16 protein-coding genes are annotated in these 18,428 nt (G+C 47.2%); 6 read left to right on the forward strand and 10 right to left on the reverse strand.

Annotation, left to right across the window (positions count from 1 at the left end; all coding sequences use genetic code 11):
- Nucleotides 1-305 precede the first annotated feature (305 nt).
- The 8 genes from mtnB to A8709_RS13940 form a co-directional block, all read right to left on the reverse strand.
- Nucleotides 306-941, reverse strand: coding sequence for a methylthioribulose 1-phosphate dehydratase (mtnB, locus tag A8709_RS13905; protein WP_065852981.1), 636 nt, complete (start codon nt 939-941; stop codon nt 306-308).
- Complete coding sequence (locus A8709_RS13910) at nt 938-1,600, reverse strand: 2-hydroxy-3-keto-5-methylthiopentenyl-1-phosphate phosphatase (protein WP_065852982.1); 663 nt, start codon at nt 1,598-1,600, stop codon at nt 938-940. Before A8709_RS13910 ends, mtnB begins: the two co-directional genes overlap by 4 nt.
- Nucleotides 1,597-2,871, reverse strand: coding sequence for a 2,3-diketo-5-methylthiopentyl-1-phosphate enolase (locus tag A8709_RS13915; RefSeq protein ID WP_065852983.1), 1,275 nt, complete (start codon nt 2,869-2,871; stop codon nt 1,597-1,599). Before A8709_RS13915 ends, A8709_RS13910 begins: the two co-directional genes overlap by 4 nt.
- Nucleotides 2,872-2,929: 58 nt before the next feature.
- Nucleotides 2,930-3,799 carry a pyrroline-5-carboxylate reductase gene (gene proC / locus A8709_RS13920; protein WP_065852984.1) on the reverse strand — a complete coding sequence of 290 codons (870 nt, stop codon included), beginning with the start codon at nt 3,797-3,799 and terminating at the stop codon, nt 2,930-2,932.
- Between the two features lie 28 nt (nt 3,800-3,827).
- Nucleotides 3,828-5,075, reverse strand: coding sequence for a glutamate-5-semialdehyde dehydrogenase (locus tag A8709_RS13925; protein ID WP_065852985.1), 1,248 nt, complete (start codon nt 5,073-5,075; stop codon nt 3,828-3,830).
- A gap of 11 nt (nt 5,076-5,086) precedes the next feature.
- On the reverse strand, nt 5,087-6,793 hold the full coding sequence (locus A8709_RS13930; RefSeq protein ID WP_065852986.1) for a proline--tRNA ligase: 1,707 nt from the start codon (nt 6,791-6,793) through the stop codon (nt 5,087-5,089).
- A 26-nt stretch (nt 6,794-6,819) separates the two neighbouring features.
- On the reverse strand, nt 6,820-7,920 hold the full coding sequence (gene proB / locus A8709_RS13935; RefSeq protein ID WP_065852987.1) for a glutamate 5-kinase: 1,101 nt from the start codon (nt 7,918-7,920) through the stop codon (nt 6,820-6,822).
- A gap of 487 nt (nt 7,921-8,407) precedes the next feature.
- Nucleotides 8,408-9,607, reverse strand: coding sequence for a pyridoxal phosphate-dependent aminotransferase (locus tag A8709_RS13940; RefSeq protein ID WP_065852988.1), 1,200 nt, complete (start codon nt 9,605-9,607; stop codon nt 8,408-8,410).
- 153 nt (nt 9,608-9,760) lie between these two features.
- On the opposite strand from A8709_RS13940, the gene A8709_RS13945 reads away from it, so the two are divergent.
- The 3 genes from A8709_RS13945 (at nt 9,761) to A8709_RS13955 (ending at nt 12,905) form a co-directional block, all read left to right on the forward strand.
- Entirely contained in the window at nt 9,761-10,291 is a 531-nt protein-coding gene (locus tag A8709_RS13945; protein WP_065852989.1) for a DUF1572 family protein, read from the forward strand.
- An 80-nt stretch (nt 10,292-10,371) separates the two neighbouring features.
- A complete protein-coding gene (locus A8709_RS13950) occupies nt 10,372-11,172 on the forward strand; it encodes a carbon-nitrogen family hydrolase (protein ID WP_065852990.1) in 801 nt (266 codons plus the stop codon).
- A 350-nt stretch (nt 11,173-11,522) separates the two neighbouring features.
- Nucleotides 11,523-12,905, forward strand: coding sequence for a glycine--tRNA ligase (locus tag A8709_RS13955; RefSeq protein ID WP_065852991.1), 1,383 nt, complete (start codon nt 11,523-11,525; stop codon nt 12,903-12,905).
- Between the two features lie 99 nt (nt 12,906-13,004).
- Here the strand turns inward: A8709_RS13955 and A8709_RS13960 are convergent, their stop codons facing one another.
- Entirely contained in the window at nt 13,005-13,496 is a 492-nt protein-coding gene (locus A8709_RS13960; RefSeq protein WP_065852992.1) for a cysteine dioxygenase, read from the reverse strand.
- 286 nt (nt 13,497-13,782) lie between these two features.
- A complete protein-coding gene (locus A8709_RS13965; RefSeq protein WP_065852993.1) occupies nt 13,783-14,652 on the reverse strand; it encodes an SDR family NAD(P)-dependent oxidoreductase in 870 nt (289 codons plus the stop codon).
- A gap of 423 nt (nt 14,653-15,075) precedes the next feature.
- Here A8709_RS13965 and A8709_RS13970 point away from each other — a divergent pair, with 423 nt between their 5' ends.
- The 3 genes from A8709_RS13970 to A8709_RS13980 all read left to right on the forward strand — a co-directional run bounded on the left by A8709_RS13970 (nt 15,076) and on the right by A8709_RS13980 (nt 18,376).
- Nucleotides 15,076-15,921, forward strand: coding sequence for a helix-turn-helix domain-containing protein (locus tag A8709_RS13970; RefSeq protein ID WP_065852994.1), 846 nt, complete (start codon nt 15,076-15,078; stop codon nt 15,919-15,921).
- A gap of 426 nt (nt 15,922-16,347) precedes the next feature.
- A complete protein-coding gene (locus A8709_RS13975) occupies nt 16,348-16,536 on the forward strand; it encodes a hypothetical protein (protein WP_065852995.1) in 189 nt (62 codons plus the stop codon).
- Between the two features lie 805 nt (nt 16,537-17,341).
- A complete protein-coding gene (locus tag A8709_RS13980) occupies nt 17,342-18,376 on the forward strand; it encodes a VanW family protein (protein WP_065852996.1) in 1,035 nt (344 codons plus the stop codon).
- The last annotated feature ends 52 nt before the right edge of the window (nt 18,377-18,428 follow it).

Here is an 18,428-nt window from a genome sequence, read left to right on the forward strand (position 1 = left end):
ATGTCCCCAGCGCTCTTTGAGCAGCTATATTATCAGCGGGTGGCTTAACTTAGTGACGTCTACTTTCTTGACAGAAGAGCACAGAGGTGCTTATTTGGTTAAAATTACTGCAAAATTAGAGAATAAGCAAGCCTAACTTGCTTATTCTCCGTGAAGTAACCCACCATGCAGCGATTTGCAGATAATAAGCACACTCTGTGGTCTTCATCCATCAGATGCACCGATTTAATGATAAATAAGAAAAACTAGCTTGCTTATTTATTTTTTATATTTAACGCAGATGAGCAAGCTCGACATATGCGAGCTTACTTTTGCAACAAATGCAAACGATACACATATTCGAACAAGAACTCGAACGCTTCGAGATGGCGCTTCGCTTCGAACGCATTCGCTCCCCACGCATAGATACCGTGCTTACGTAGCACGATCCCTGGAATACGCGGCACGATCGCGCCTTCGACAAGAGCGGCGATACGCGGAATTTCCGCATAGTTAGGCAGAATAGGAATCTCGATTTGAGCTTCCTCATCCCAAATATTGAACGCTTTGATCAGCTCAACGCCATCAACGGGAATACTCCCGCGCTCCCCATACAGTTCGGAAATAAGATTGTTATAAATCGTATGCACATGGAAAATGGCACCTGCGCCTGTTAAACGATAGATCTCGCTATGGATCAAAGTTTCCGCTGAAGGCTTCAAGCTTGTAGCTTCCGTTGGAACGCCTTTCTCATTAACAAGCAGGAAATCCTCCGGTGTTTGGACGGATTTATCTCTGCCGCTTGATGTGATGGCAAAGGTAAATTCACTCGGCTCAAAGCCGCCTACGCGAATAGACAGGTTACCGCTAGTCGCTGGGAACCATCCGCGCGCTGCAAGATTGGCCTTAATATCACGTAAATCAGCGAATGCACGCTGTTTTTCTTCTAGTAAAATACTCATAGGACTGGTTCAGCCTCCAATTGCTTGATGATATCAAAGAAGGTTTCGAATGGGTGATACGCATAACCTAGCTGCTCGCATCGCTCGATGAGATGAGATCGGGCAAATATCGTATCGACCAACTTGGCACCTTCGAAATCGGTGATGCTATCTCCGATAATAATGCGCTCATACCGCTCAGAATCGTAGGACCGAATGATGCTCGTTTTGCACATGCCGCAATCTGTCTTGCAGTGTTCATCGCAACGATTCGGCCATAGAATCTCAATAGTTTCGCCTTCAAATGAGCTTGCGTTGCAATAAATATGTTCCTTAGGAATCGGAAAAGATTGAAGCAGCGGATAAATGAAGAAATCAATACCGCCGCTCGTAATCAACAGTGTAATCCCTTGCTCCTTGCAATAGGTGACAAACTCAGCGAAACCGTCGCGGATCACAGCATTATTAATGGCATAATCCACGATTTCAGCTTTGCGTGAGGTAGGAAGTAGGGCGAACATAGCCGCAACACCTTCACGAATGGAAATTTGCTGTGTCACGATTTTATCAACAAGATCATCCCAGCCTTCGGGTTTGAAATGCTTCATAATCGCAACGATGTTATCGTTAACGGTAATGGTACCGTCAAAGTCACAGAAGATAATGCGTTCCTTACTCATTCTTTAATCCCCCAAGTATCGATCGCGGATTGCAATTCTGGATGTGTTTGGGCATAGTCGCGCAATGATGTACCTTGTAAAGTGGCGTCAATCGCTTGACGGAAAGCTCGTCCACCAGCGATAGTACCCATCGGATGACCGTGAACACCACCGCCCGCATTTACGATAACATCATGTCCGAAGTCACGCAAAATAAGCGGAACGAGACCTGGGTGTATGCCTGCGGATGGTACAGGGAAGCTCGATGCTAATTTCAATTCTATCTCATCTGGCGCTTGATACGTGTAATCTTTACGTAAATCTTGCGTTAAGAGCACATGCTTAATCGCTAAATTCTCTTCTTTCGGCATCACAACGGAGCCGTAGGGAGAAGGGAACAGGACTAAGTCAGCGCCAGCAAGCCGCATTAGCTTACCCAACAATACGGAAGCAGATATCCCGTAATGCGATGAAGGATACATGGCGCCGGCCATAGCCGGGTGTGCCATTATAGGGATACGGATTTCAGGATCCGAACTTAACTCATGCAGCACATCGAAACCATAGGCTAATACGTTAAATAACAACGCATTCGCACCCTCCGCGATCGCTTTCTTCGCTTGCGAAGCTAACTTGGACGTTGGTCCCGTTAAGTTAACGGCATAGAGAAGCTTTTGGCCTGTTTCGCGTGTCGCTTGTTCAGCAGCTTCGAGGCAAATTGCAATCCGTTTCTCCATCGGCGTTAACGGATTCTCGAATAGAATCTCATCATCCTTGATGAGATCGACACCGCCTGCCGCTTGCAAGTAAAACTGTTCGCGAAGTGCTGGCAATTCGTAGCCCACGACGGATTTGAAAATACTCATTAACAGCGGGCGATCATGCACGCCAAGTAGGTCACGAACACCTTGCATCCCAAATTTCGGGCCAGGGAACCCAGCGAGGAAATCGGAAGAGAAGGCAAGGTCGATCAGTTTGATTTTGCCATCCATCGACAATTTGCCAAATACCGTGACCAACAGCGCGGGAATATCTCGACTGAAGTTCACATCGGGGTACGCGATCGTAATATCCGCATAGCGGCTCGAAGCTGGCTCACCAGGAGCGGGTTCATGAACCTCAACGGACACGACCTTGCCCAAGTGCTTCTCCATGGAAGCCTTCTGGGCTTCTGGCAATTCCGTCCAGCTGCCTACAGTCAGACCAACGGCGATGCCTGTGGCTTTTTTATGGAAATCGGCTTTCTCATCGAAACTCCGATAGGTAGCTAAACAATAAGAACTCTTCGTCATGTGGAACATTCACCTGCTTTAACTAGAATCAGTGCGTTAATTAGAGTTGGAAAATAAATTAAACCGATTTGCCTACTGGGCTACTCGAGGCAATTTGCTCGCCCATTTCTTTGGCTCGCGCGGCGGAATGAAACACGGCTTGTGCCACAGCTTCGCTGAATTGGTAGCGATCCAAGGCTTCAATTGACGCTTGCGTTGCACCGTTAGGCGAGGTAACTTTGCGGCGTAATTCCGCTGGATCTTCCTTCGTAATCTTCACCATGTGTGCGGCGCCAAGTACGGTTTGAAGTGTGAGTTGCTTCGCATCTTCTTCGTTAAGACCGCCTTCGATTCCCGCTTTGATCATGGCTTCCATGAAATAATACACATAGGCAGGACCGCTTCCGGATACACCAGTAAGAACTTCGAGCTTATCTTCATCAACAATGGTTACAATCCCTACGGCTTCAAACATTTGGATTGCAAGCTGCTTGAATGTATCATTAACCTTAGAGGAGAAGCTCATTCCTGTAGCGCCTAATCCGATGGTTGAAGATGTGTTTGGCATTGTGCGAACGATCGGCATATTCGATTGCAATAACTTCTCCGCTTTCTCGATCGATAAGCCAGCAATCACGGAAATAAGTAACTGGCCTTCGTTCAGAAGGGGCCTTAGCTCTGCGAATGCGGATTCTACATCCTTTGGCTTCATACAGAGAACGACGACGTCCGCTTCTCGGATAAAAGTATCTTTAGTTGCTGGATCTGAGCTTGCTTGCAAGCCGTATTCCGAGCGGAGATAGGCGAGTCTATCTTGATTGGAGCGGTTCATCATATATACGTGCTGCGGATTAGCTACTTCTTTCTGAATGAGGCCACGGGCGATGGCTTCGGCCATAGAACCTGCGCCGACAAAGGCAATTTTCGCTTGTGATAAAGCATTAGACATCAGATCTTCCTCCTAATTGGAATAGTAACTATTCGCGTATTTGTCCGCTTCCGTAGACGCGGTATTTGGTTGAAGTTAAGGCAGGCAGCCCCATTGGACCACGAGCGTGAAGTTTCTGCGTAGAAATACCAATCTCAGCGCCAAAGCCGAACTCAAAACCATCCGTAAAGCGAGTAGACGCGTTATGATAAACGGCAGCAGCATCCACTTCCTGCAGGAATTTCTCTGCATTGGCAGCATCTTCCGTCACAATACACTCGGAGTGCATCGTGCCATACTCACGGATGTGCGCTAAAGCTTCATCCAAATCTTTGACGACTTTTATATTTAAAATATAATCCCCATATTCTGTGCCCCAGGCAGCCTGTTCAGCGACAAGCATGCTTGGAACCAATTCGCGGGAACGCTCATCGCCTCGCAACTCCACGTGTGCACCTTGGAAAGCTTCTGCAATCGCTGCGAGATGCTGCTCCGCAATCGCCTCATGTACGAGCAAGGTTTCCATGCTGTTACACACAGAAGGACGCTGCGCTTTTGCATTAATTCCAATGCGAACAGCCATATCGAGCTGTGCACTTTGATCTATAAAAGTATGACATACGCCTGCGCCTGTTTCAATGACTGGAACGGAAGCGTTATTGACAACATTTTGAATAAGTGATTGTCCACCACGTGGAATCAGCACATCGATCAGGCCGTTCAGCTTAAGCATTTCATCCACAGAGCTGCGATCCGCACTAACGATTAATTGCAGGGCATCGGCAGGGAGGGCGGAGCGCTCCAAAGCTGTATGTAGGACCTCAACAATTTTCTCATTGGAAAATAGGGCTGAAGAACCGCCACGCAGCACAACAGCGTTGCCGGTTTTGAGACATAAGCCTGCGGCATCGACCGTTACGTTCGGTCTTGCTTCATAAATAATACCGATGACGCCTAACGGAACACGAATTTTACGAATGCGCAGACCGTTTGGACGGTCAAATGACTCTAGCGTATCCCCAATTGGATCTGGCAGCTCAGCAATTTGACGAAGACCTTCGGCTATGGCGGCAATACGAGACTCGTTTAAGGCTAATCGATCGAGAAGGGAAGCACTTGTGCCAAGCTCTTTACCCTTTTGCAAATCTTTCGCGTTCGCTGCAATAATCGCTTGCTGTTCGGTAATTAAGGCATCCGCCATAAGAAGCAGGGCCTCGTTCTTCTGTTCGGTTGTGAGATTGCCCATTAATTGAGCGGCATGTTTGGCTAGCTTGGATTTACGAATAACTTCACTCATGGAAAGACCTCCTAGTTGAATAAAGATTGGCAATGCGCTAACAATTGTTCAACGTTCATTTCATAAAGATCACCGTTATGGCGCTCTTTGCATTCGACGATGCGTTCGCTCGTTTTTTTGCCAACAGTTAGTCGGAGAGGGAAGCCAAGCAAATCAGCATCATTAAATTTCACGCCTGGGCGTTCTTCGCGATCATCCCAAAGGACGGAGAAGCCTGCACGGGTTAAGGTGTGATAAATCTCTTCAGACAAGGCCATTTGCGCCTCATCGCCAACTTGAACTGTCAAGAGATGAACAGAGTAAGGGGCGATAGCTGCGGGCCAAATAATGCCCTTCTCATCGTGATGCTGCTCGATAACGGCCGCCAGTACACGTGAAACACCAATGCCATAGCAGCCCATGATCATCGGCTCGGAGAGCCCGTTCTCATCACTGAAGGTAGCACCAAGTGATTCACTGTATGTAGTGCCAAGCTTGAAGACATGACCGACTTCGATCCCTTTGGCAAAAGCGAGTTCATGTCCACAGTGGATGCAGCTTTCGCCTAGACCCACATTTCGAACGTCCACATAGGTGATGTCGCCTAGATCGCGCGAGACGTCTACGTGCTGAAGATGATAATCAGCTTCGTTTGCGCCAATAACAGCGTTCCGCAAGCCTTGAATGGACGTGTCAGCGATCAACGTAACATTTGTAAGGCCAATAGGACCAATAAATCCAGCTACGGACCCTATAGCAGTAATGTCCGCTTCAGAAAGCATTGTAACTTCTTGTACGCCAAGCACGTGGTTAAGCTTGATTTCATTGATCTCGAGATCTCCTCGGACTAACACAATGACAGGTTTACCGTCTGCTAGTACGGCGAGCGACTTAATCATTTGCTTTGTATCCATGTGAAGAAATTGACTTAGTTGCTTGATGCTTGTGACACCTGGTGTGTGGATTTTGGTTGGTTGTAGAGTTGTCGCCACATCACTAGGAGATGCTAATTCGTTGGAGATACGTCCAACCGCTTTCTCCATATTAGCTGCATACTGGCAGGCAGGACAATGAACGATCGTATCCTCACCGACTTCTGCTAATGCCATGAATTCATGGGTATCTGTTCCGCCAATCGCGCCTGAATCTGCTTCAACGGCACGGAATTGTAAGCCGCAACGGGTGAAAATATTGACATAAGCATCGTACATCGCTTGATAGCTGGCATCGAGGCCGCTCTTAGAACGATCGAAGGAATAAGCATCCTTCATTAGGAACTCTCGTCCTCGCAAAAGTCCAAATCGAGGTCTGCGTTCATCGCGATATTTCGTTTGAATTTGATATAGGGTGACTGGCAGCTTCTTATAGGAATGAATTTCATCTTTGACGAGCGTCGTGATGACTTCTTCGTGTGTAGCGCCAAGGGCAAACTCACGACCATGTCGGTCTTCCAGCCGCATAAGCTCTGGCCCGTAGACATCCCAGCGGCCGGAAGCTTTCCATAATTCGGCAGGATGGAGAGCCGGCATGAGCATTTCCTGCGCGCCAGCACGATCCATTTCTTCCCGTACAATCGTTTGGATATGTTGGAGGGCCTTGAGACCCAATGGTAAGTAGGAATATATACCGCTGGAAAGCTGACGGATCAGTCCTGCACGCAGCATGAGTCTGTGACTGGCGGCTTCGGCATCTCCTGGCACATCCCGTAAGGTTGGATTTAATAGTCGTTGTTGTCTCATTGTTGGGAAATCCTCACTTTCCTATGTTAAGTCAAAGGCACCCATTCATCGCGGTGGATCACTTCGATGCGTGAGACCTCGACACGCTTCTGGACTTCATCGGTTGAGAGACCTGCTGCGGCTTGCACTTGCCAAGCCGCATAATTGACGACGCCGCGGCCAAGCAGCGTGCCTTCCGTGCATATCACCTCGACGACGTCGCCGGGGTGGAAGTCGCCGACAGCTCCCGTGATACCAGCAGGGAGCAGGCTCTTGCCGCCGTTGATTAGGGCCGCCTTGGCGCCTTGATCAACGATGATTTGCCCTTGGGGCAGCGAGTGGAAGCCGACCCATTGCTTCTTGACCGGCAGATTGTTCAGCGCCGTGTCAAAATATGTGCCCTTGCCGGTGCCGTTCACGGCAAGCTGTAAATCTCCGGGCTCCAGCACGCGCCCGATGAAGACTGGCACGCCCCCGCGCATCGAGATGCGGGCGGCCTCGACCTTGGAGCGCATGCCGCCGGTGCCGACCGCGCTCCCTGATCCCCCAGCGAAGCTGAACAGCTCATCGCTGATCGCATCTACGCGATCGATGCGCTGCGCGTTCGCATTCTTACGTGGATCGTCCGTGTACAGGCCGTCCATGTCGGTAATGATGATCAATTTGTGCGACTTGACCAAATTACCCACGAGTGCCGACAAGGTATCGTTGTCGCCGAATTTCAATTCATCGACCGAGACGGTGTCATTCTCGTTAATGATTGGCACGACGCCGCGCTGCAGCAGCTCGTCAATCGTCATCATCGCGTTCTGGACGCGCTTGCGGTTCGAGAAGTCGTACCGGGTCAGCAGAATTTGCGCCACGCTCACGCCGTGGGATGCAAATGCTTCGTGGTACGCCTGCATTAAGAGCGCTTGGCCGACGGCTGCGGCGGCCTGTTTCTCATGCAGCACCTTGGGCCGTGTGCGGTAGCCAAGGGAAGTGAAGCCTGCGGCTACCGCGCCTGAGGTCACGAGCAGCACTTGGTTGCCTTCTTGCTGCAAGCGCGCCAGCTCCGACGCGAAGAAACGTAGTTTATCCGGATTAAGGCCGCCCGTATCTGAAGTTAAAGAGGAGCTGCCGATTTTGACGACGATTCGCTGAGTCATACCGATCCCATCCTTTGATTTTACGAATTATGTATGAGAAAACCTATATCGCGGCCATTCGAGGATGAGCGACCCTGTTTTGATGTAGGTTTTATCGCCAAATAGAAAGATGTTTTCGAGAACCGAAAACATACACTTTCTATTGTGGTAAACAAAAAAGACTCCCGTCCTTATTACATAAGGACGAAAGTCTGTTGCTTCCGCGGTACCACCTTAGATTAGCGCATGTCAAATACAAAGCGCTCAACTCTAGATTCCCTCTGTAACAGTAGGGCACTGTTCAACTCATCGTTGACGGTTCAGGGGCGGGTTCGGATTCGGTTCACGGCAAGCTCTCTCAGTCAGTGGAGCTTACTCCCTGGTTACGTGCGGCACGTATCGTACTATTCCCATCATAACGTTGCTGTTTGTAATTTTGATTCTATCTAGAATAGCATGGTACGCAAGTTTTTGTAAAGGTGTAATAGCCTTGTCTAATAAGGTCCAACTAAAAAAGATTCAACTTCCCGATCCGTTGCACGGCTTCTGCCAATCGTTCTTCTGAGGATAATAAGCCTAATCGGACGTACCCCTCGCCATGGGTTCCAAAGCCTACACCAGGCGCAACAACGACCTTTGCCTCTTCGAGAAGCAAATCGGCAAGACTCTGTGACGAATGCCCCTTAGGAACAGGCAGCCACGAGAAGAAAGATCCTTGTGATGGTTTAGCGTTCCAACCGATGCTTGCCAGTGCCGTATAGAGTGCATTGCGACGACTCTCATACACATCGCGAAGCTCGGTTACACAGTCTTGCGATGCTGTCAATGCAGTAGCAGCAGCAGCTTGAATGCCGCCGAATAGGGAGCAGTAATAGTGATCCTGCATCAAATTGATGAGGCGGATCACTTCTTTGTTGCCGAGAGCGAAGCCTACGCGCCAGCCGGCCATGTTGTAGGTTTTGGAGAGGGTATAGAACTCGATCCCGACTTCTTTGGCACCCGGCGTTTGTAAGAAGGAAATCGGCTTCTGACCATCAAAACCGATGGCGCCATAAGCGAAATCACTGGCAACGACAACCCCATTTTTCTCAGCAAAGGCAACGGTTTCTTCATAGAAAGAAGCAGGAGCGGTCGCACCTGTTGGATTGTTGGGATAGTTGATGAACATAAGCTTCGCATGGTCGAGGTCCGACTGCTTCAACTGAGCGTAATCAGGCAGGAAATTATTTTCTTCACGGAGCGGCATGAAAGCCATCTCAGCACCTGCGAGTGCTACACCGGACCAATAGTCTGGATAGCCGGGGTCAGGAACTAGGCAGACATCACCTGGATTCAAAAGGCATTGCGCGATTTCAATCAGGCCTGTTTTGCCGCCGAACAGAATGGCGACTTCTGTATCTGGATCTAGGTCAACATTGTGATCTTCCTTATAACGCTGCGCGATCGCTTGTTTTAGGAAGGGAAAGCCGCTGAAAGGCGGATATTTATGATACAACGGATTGGCCGATGCTTCTTGGATGGAAGTCACGATATGTGGAGGCGTCGGGCGGTCTGGATTCCCTTGGCCTAAATTAATGACGTCATGGCCAGCGGCGATTTGGGCATTGGCTTTGCCAACGAGCGTAGCGAAAAACTGGGTAGGAAGACCCTTCATTCTTTCCGCAGGCTGTATGGCGAATTTTGAGGAAGTTGATGATACGTTTGTCACGGTTTAATTCACACTCCGGAGGTCGGGATTTTAAAAGATACCCTAAATGTAACATGATTAAACTTTTTTTCATAGTCGATATAGATAATCGATTGTACTTCATTTTACCCCTGTCATACAATGAAGGCATTCAAGTACAGGGAGTTGATGAGGATGACGGATAATCGGCAAGTGGCTGATGTTTTTCTGCAGGAATCGATTCGGGCATTTCAGAGTATGAAAAAGCTGGCGGATAAATCTTTCTCGCAAACAGCGGATGTGCATTTTTATGAGACCCTGGATAAAGAATCGAATTCGCTGGAAGTGCTGATCACGCATATGCATGGGAATATGTTGTCCCGCTGGACGGATTTCTTAACCTCAGATGGGGAAAAAGAATGGCGAGACCGCGATGGTGAATTTGAAGCTGGCACTCGCTCTCGAGAAGATCTGATTGCCCTATGGGAAGCCGGCTGGCAAGTCCTGCTGACAACCCTGGCATCTCTCACTCCTGAGGAGGTATTATCCCAAGTTCGAATTCGTGGTGAAAGCCATACCGTTCTGCAAGCGATACAGCGCCAAGTCTCCCATTATGGGTACCATGTTGGGCAAATTGTGATGCTTTGTAAGCACTGGTCTTCACTGGATTGGCAGACACTAAGTATTGCTAGAGGGGAATCTAAGCTTTTTAAACCTACAATTTAGAAAAGGTAGATGTTGAGTTGGACGTTCATTTCGACTAATATGTACAAATAGATGTTTTTTACCGGAAGGAGTCGAATGAAATGTCCCAAACCCAATTACTTCATCTTGCTCTTATTCAAATGGATATTACGATCGGTGAACCCGACACGAATTACGCTCATTTAGAAAAACTGCTTCTCGAAGCAGTGAATGCGGCTCAGAAGCCGGATGTGCTTATTTTTCCGGAAATGTGGAATACGGGCTATGCGCTGACTGAAATTCACGAACTTGCTGATATGAACGGGGAGAGAACGAAGGCGTTCTTAAGTGAATTCGCTCGAACACACGGTGTGAATATTATTGGTGGATCTATTGCTGATAAAAGAGACGATCGTGTACTTAATACCATATACGCTTGGGATCGTGAAGGCCGCGAGATCGCCGAATATTCCAAAATTCACTTATTCCGTTTAATGGATGAAGAGAAGTTCCTTCACAGTGGGGAGCAGCTGGGGTTGTTTGAGTTAGAAGGCGTACCAGCGGGAGCGATGATCTGCTACGATATTCGATTCCCTGAGCTTTCACGCAAATTGGCCCTTGACGGCGCACGCATCCTATTCGTACCAGCTGAGTGGCCGCATCCACGTTTGCATCATTGGCGCACACTGCTGATGGCGCGTGCCATTGAGAATCAAATGTACGTTGTTTCTTGTAATCGCGTTGGGACAAGTGGTACCACGAATTTCTTCGGTCACTCGATGGTCATCGACCCTTGGGGCGAGGTGCTGGTGGAAGGCGATGAGAGCGAAGCGATTTTGCACGCTAGCATTGATCTGGAGGAAGTTGTCCGTGTGCGGGGCAAAATACCCGTTTTTGAAGATCGCAGGCCCCATTTGTATTAGGGAAGTTGATTTTTGCGGCGATATTCTGTAAACTAAAACCAATTGAATGATCAATTGTGGCTGTGAAGGATGAATAGTACTTGAACGACTTCATGTTCAGCGAACTGGGGATGGTGAAAGCCCAGGATGAAGCTCAAGGAAACGGCTATCCGGAGCCAATACGATAAAGGGGATACATGCTTACAGCAGGTGTATCAACTAGGGTGGAACCGCGGGTGCTCAAGCTCTCGTCCCTAGGCATTATTTGATGCCTTTGGATGTTGAGCTTTTTTGATGTTTGCTCATATCCAGAAGGTCGTCACCGGGTGGTCAGCAGCCCACTAACTAGAAGCTTAAGGAGCGAATGAACAATGAGTGTAACGATGGAGCAAGTAGTCGCATTAGCGAAGCACAGAGGATTTGTTTTCCCAGGTTCAGAAATTTATGGCGGTTTGGCCAATACGTGGGATTACGGCCCGCTTGGCGTGGAATTGAAGAACAACATCAAACGTGCATGGTGGAAAAAATTCATTCAAGAGTCCCCGTACAACGTAGGGTTGGACGCAGCGATCTTGATGAACCCGCAAGCATGGGTGGCATCTGGTCATGTAGGTAACTTCAACGATCCGATGATCGATTGCAAAAGCTGTAAAGCCCGCCACCGCGCGGATAAATTGATCGAGAACAAGCTCGCTGAGAAAGATATCGAAATCATCGTTGACGGTATGACGTTCGATGACATGATGAAACTAATCGTTGAGCATAACATCGTATGTCCAGATTGCGGAAGCAAAGATTTCACGGATATTCGTCAATTTAACCTGATGTTCAAAACGTTCCAAGGCGTAACAGAAGCAAGTTCCAACGTTGTTTACCTACGTCCTGAAACGGCTCAAGGGATCTTCGTTAACTTCAAAAACGCACAGCGTACGATGCGTAAAAAGCTGCCATTTGGTATCGGCCAAATCGGTAAGAGTTTCCGTAATGAAATCACGCCAGGTAACTTTACGTTCCGTACACGTGAATTCGAACAAATGGAGCTTGAATTCTTCTGCAAGCCAGGCGAAGACTTGAAATGGTTTGAGTATTGGAGAAGTTTCTGCCATAACTGGTTGCTTTCCCTAGGTGCCAAAGCCGATAACCTTCGTCTTCGTGATCACAACGACGATGAATTGTCCCACTATAGTAACGCAACAACAGATATCGAGTACAAATTCCCGTTCGGTTGGGGCGAGCTTTGGGGCATCGCGGATCGTACGGATTACGATTTGAAGCAGCATATGACGCATTCCGGTGAAGATTTCAACTACATCGATCAAGAAACGAATGAGCGTTATGTTCCTTATTGTATCGAACCTTCCCTTGGTGCGGATCGTGTTACGTTGGCGCTCTTGATTGATGCGTTCGAAGAGCAAAAGCTAGAAGGTGACGACAGTCGTACAGTTCTTCATTTCCACCCGGCGTTAGCGCCGATGAAGGCAGCGATTTTCCCACTTTCCAAGAAGTTAAATGAAGGCGCACAAGCGGTATTTGCAGATCTTGCGAAGCACTTCATGGTTGATTATGATGATACAGGATCGATTGGTAAACGGTACCGTCGTCATGATGAAATTGGTACGCCATTCTGTATCACGTACGATTTCGAATCCGAGACGGATGGTCAAGTAACTGTTCGTGATCGTGATACGATGGAACAAAAGCGTATGCCGATTTCTGAATTGAAAGCATTCATCGAGAACGCTCTTCAATTCTAATTTGCACACCGTGCTTCATAATTTTCATAGCTAACAGCAAATAGCAAACCCCCTGTATGGGCGTCTTGGGACGCGTGAACAGGGGGTTTTCATTTTCTTTTAAATCACATAGTCCAGAACTTCACTATAAGGTAAGTAACGGCGTACTTCACGTAGAGGCGGTGTATAGACATGAATAGATATAGCTGGCTCATGGAATGGATTATTTAACTGGTGGATTTGTTCGGCAGGTGCCGTGAAATATTCCCCCGCTTGGATAAAATCATCCTTCTGTGCAACAGGATATCCTTCAGTATCTAATGTGAAGATGGAATTCACTAAGGATCCTGAAACTAAGCAAGCCGCACCAACGGACAGGCCATGGTTATGAATGGCTGTCGCCCGAGAGGCTGGAATGTGAATGATAATGACCTCAAGATGAGGTGAACTATACACGACATTTCTACCATAGGGGAATTGTGTTGGCTCAGTTTTGTAATCAGGGACTAGGGTGAAATTTCGCTCTATCGATTGAAGCGCCTCTTTCAATTGATCTAGCGACGGTGTCTGCAACTTACAGAATGTCTGTTCAATTGCTCTAATGAGCGTCATGGCTTCCGCCTCCTAGGCTTTCTTATCTCTTTATCAAAATAATTAGGGGAAAGGATAAGTTTTTTTTATATAATATGCCTTTGAAGTCGAAAGGGTTAGGGGTATTTGCAACATTTTTGGCGTAGAAATTGGTCAGGAGACGGGGAATTGTTCTTACTCTCGTGGTCTACTTTGAGAGAGTTGACTGATATTCAGAGAAAAGGCGAGTGGATAATCGCAGCTACTCACAATGGCCGCATCCAATCGCCTTGGTTTTATACCGAAAACCGCACTGACATAAGCGTTATTACACCCGAAAAGGCGGCATACGTCTGCCATCGATATCGGTAAAACCATATTCTTCGGCAAGTTGACCCACCTCTAGAAGTTGTCCAGCTTTTAGACTGACTTGAGGATCAGAAGCCAGTGCGACGACTGCCCTGCCAATGTACTCGACAGATTCTGATGAATGCATCTCTTCGATGTTCATGAACGAAGGATCACCAGGCTGTAAACCATAGTGTTGAAAAACGGCTTCGGTGCGCATCCAACCTGGAGCTAGTGCTACAGCAGTTACTTGCAACTGGTTCGCTTCGAGGTTCTGCGACATAGCGCGGGTCATGTTGACGACAGCTCCTTTGACCGTGTCATAGAAGACATTCACAGGATAATCACCGCCGATATCACTGTATACGCCTGTATTAATGAGTAAACCTCTTCTCTGATCCAGAAAAAAGGTGGACATCGCATAGCGGCTCGAAACCATCTGGGCGCGCAGTCCTGCGTTAAACATTTGATCCCAGCGAAGCATGGGCTGCTCCCAGAATGGGGCTAAAAAATCACCATCCTCGATATTTTCATAACCGCCCCAAGCGTTATTCACGAGAAGATCCAATTTACCTTGTTCTTGCTTGATCTGAGCAAAGAGCGCCTGAACATCCTCTTCGTTCGTATGATCACAGCGAACGGCGATTCCAACACCACCTCGAAGTGTTACGTCCTCTGCTGTATCCTCAATTGTTCCTATCGCATCAACTCTACTCAATTGGGCGCGTGTACTGCGACCTGTTACATAGACGGTTGCTCCTGCCTCGCCAAGAGCTAATGCGATGCCACGACCGCCTCCGCGGCTAGCTCCTGTTACCAAAGCGACCACGCCTTGTAGTTTTTGCGTCATATGTCTCGTCCCTTTCTATAAATAAGTGATAATGAGAAATTTCATGTTAGATTAGCTTTCACTATTGTAACCCATGTAAGGCCGAATGAGTCGATTTTCTTACATATTCATCCATATCAGCTACTTATGGGACATTTAAACACTTTTTATCCTACGAATGGCACGTGTCAGAAATCCTTAATTGCGGTGCTTCGGATGCAAACGCTGTCTTTATGTAGTACAAGTATACTATCTTCTTGGAATTACTACCTTTGCACTATTTCAAGCATTCAATTTGAGCCTTATAGTTAGTGACACATGCGCGAAAAATACATAATTTTGTAAGGGTGTTGATACAGACAGCGGCAGACGATAATTTCGATCATAAACAAAGAATAAATGCTAATTCATTTCGACGTTGTATAGGGAAAGAGAGTGGGATTGATGACAGGATTAGCTGAAGAGACGCAAATGCATGAATTCACAGAGAGAGTCGGTATCTCACAAGCGGAAATTGCCAAGCTGCATGAAAAATCGTTCCTGAATGGCGTTCAACGAGACTCGACGCGCGTGAGGTTTCGAGTGCAAGGCAAAATGATGGAACGGCTGCTAGCTAAAAACCAAGTACTCATGGATGTCATCCTTCGGCAAGCACATCTGAAGACGAACACCTTCTACTTTCCTAATTTATTGATGGTTACAGATAGTCATGGGGTTATTTTAACAATTAATGGGGATGAGAGGTCGATCCTCCAAGCAACGAATTTGAACAATATCGGCATTGGGTCATCCTTATCGCTATCTAGTGCAGGGACAAATGCGGTATCGGCGGCTATAGATCTTGGTCGTCCCGTATGGATAAGTGGAGAGGATCATTATCTCGATACGATGCATAATTGGGTTACGATGTGCGTGCCGATCAATACGGCTGATAATCAAGGAATTGGTTACTTGGTTTTGACTGCTTTTCAGCATATATCGGCGCCGTTCATGTATCCGTGTATTAAATCGATTGCCCTCCTGCTTGAATATGAATTACGCAAAACAGAGCTGCAAAGTAAAACGTGGTTCGTGGAAGAAATGCTGGAAGAACGCTTAAAAGCCTTTAAGCTTACGCTGCGCGAGAAAGAAGTCGCGACGTATTGGCTGCTAGATTATGATTATAAGCAAATTGGTAAAGTTCTTGGTATCAGTGAGAACACGGTTCGTGTCTATGTAACGAAGATTAATCGTAAGCTGAAGGTGAATTCCAAAGCTTCGCTGATTCTTAGTGTTCTTGGCGCGATATAGTGGAAGTTTGGAATGAAGGTGTCATACATAGGGAAAACCTGATTGTACAATGATGGATATACTTATTAGATTATTATACATATTGACGAATCAACACGAGTATTGGTTCAAAAAATTAGAAAAAGCTTCTGTCTCACCATTTTGGTGGGGATGGAAGCTTTTTTTATGATTGTTAGCCGGAAAAATCGGCTAATTCGTCGTGAACCGGTGAACGTGGGCTGGAGATCGTCGGAAAAGACGACTACCTCGGCGAGAAACGTTGCCTGTGGGCTGGAGATGGTCGGAAAAACCGATTAAATCGCTGAGGAGTGGTGCCGACAGGGTGGAGATAATCGGAAAAGCCGACTATCTCGGCGAGAAGGGGTGCCTGTAGGCCGGAGATGGTCGGAAAAACCGATTAAATCGCTGAGGAGAGGTGCCTGCAGGATGGAGATAATCGGAAAAGACGACTATCTCGGCGAGAAGGGGTGCCTGCAGGGTGGAGATAATCGGAAAAGCCGACTATCTCGGCGAGAAACGGTGACTGTGGGCCGGAGATGGTCGGAAAAACAGAGTAATTTAATGATAAGTGTTGCCTACAGACAGGAGTTGGTCGATAAAATCAACTACACATAAGCAAAAGTAGAACTTCGGATATTGGAAGTCGATAAAATCGACCTCGCAAAAGCAAAAGTAGCGCTCCGGATGTTGGAAGTCGAAAAAATCGACTACGCATGAGCAGAAGCAGCACTCCGGATGTTGGAAGTCGATAAAATCGACTACGCATGACCAGAAGTAGCACTCCGGATGCTGGAAGTAATAAAATCGACTTCGCATGGGCAAAAGTAGCGCTTTGGATGTTGTAAGTCGATAAAATTGACTACTCATAAGCGAAAGTAGCACTCCGTGTGTTATAAGTCGCTCAATCGACTTACTTTTCCAGAATAATTTCTTGCTGTTGTAGGAGATTGTTCCTGCTCTTGCGATTCTTTAGGATTCATTCATCCAGTCGATCCGTACAAACGCTGCATTTCGTTACTTCTACGTTTGCAATTTTTGTCGAGAAGCAGAAGTGGAAGACCCATTTTTATAAGAAAATGAGGAAATGGTGCGTTATATCACGTGTGTATGCATGTGTAATATCTATCGTGTTTCAACGCATGTAACTGTATGCGCTCCCAAAGAACTATCTCACATAGCTTCTTAAGAATGACTTCGTGCTAGAAATCCTGACTACATCCCCTCATTTCATGTTCAAGTAGCTTGAAATCCCTATAAAAGGTCCCGTTAGTTACCGACATGGCTTAAGAATTATAGTAAATGCATTAGGTCATTTGAATTAATAAATATGTATGATTTGCTCTACAGAAATTACCGTCTATATTTGAGGCATCCCACCGAAACGGGAGGGAAATTGTCGAGCTTTGAAGGACGGTAGGCTATGAGACAAAGAAGAAAGGCCTTGATCCTGCAGCCTATTAAATGGATTCTTCTTCTAGGCGTCGTCGGTTCTGGAAGTGTATATGGTTTATCGGCCGCAGGCTTCATCGAGTGGAAACCGGAGCATCAATTGGAAAGTCTGATGTTTTGGAAAACCACAAGCAATCATTTAACAGATGGCGTTGCCTTAGCAGCAGGCGTGGATAAAGAAAGCGCGAAGCCATCGGTTAAACCGACACCACAAGCAGGTGGAACAGCAACGGCAACTCCAACAGCTGATGTTATAAGCACGCCAGCAAGTACGGCAACAAGTGCGCCAACAAGTACACCGGCTCCCACGCCTGCAAGTACATCAGCAAGTCTGGCAGGAGATAAGTCAGCTACTTCAGGGCTTCAACTCATTTCGCAAGCCCAAAGTATCGTACCTGTGAGTGCGAATGAGAAAGCATGGCTGGAAAAAGCGGGCTTGATTAAGCTCGATCCGGGGAAGTTGTTCTCCTACCAAGCGTGGTTAACAGAAGTTAGCAAAGCGAAGATGCCAGAGAAGAAAGACGAAGAATTATCGCATATGGCTGGATTGCTGTATGAAGCTGCGATGCGAGCAGGGCTGCATGTTGGAGAACGCTATCCACATCAAGATAATCCAACCTACGCAGCTGCAGGGTTTGATGTTGATTTTCAACCGGAGAAACAAGATTTAACATTCTATAACTCGCTTGGTGTTCCGATAACGGTAGGTGTTATCTACAACGGAGAGTCACCGGTGGTTACCTTCAACGGGAAGCCGAAAGCGGACTGGAAAGCTCCGAAAATTACGGTTTCGAAAGAAGTTTTCGCACCGGAAAACATGGTACTTACGGATTTTACGCTAACAGGTCAAGGTGATGTTAAACGGAGTGAAGGTCAGTCAGGACTTCTGGTCAAGGTGTTTGCAGACGAGAAGAATGATGGCAAGAACGAGCTGATATATAAAGATTTTTACGCACCGCATCCGATTGTGATCGCCAAGGCGCCAACACCCGAAGACCTTAAATAAGGGTAGCATGTAGTACAGTCTTCCAAAAGGGTTTCATAGAATCGATACGTAC

The organism is Paenibacillus pectinilyticus (genome assembly GCF_001700435.1).
GTDB classification, from domain to species: Bacteria; Bacillota; Bacilli; order Paenibacillales; family NBRC-103111; genus Paenibacillus_E; species Paenibacillus_E pectinilyticus.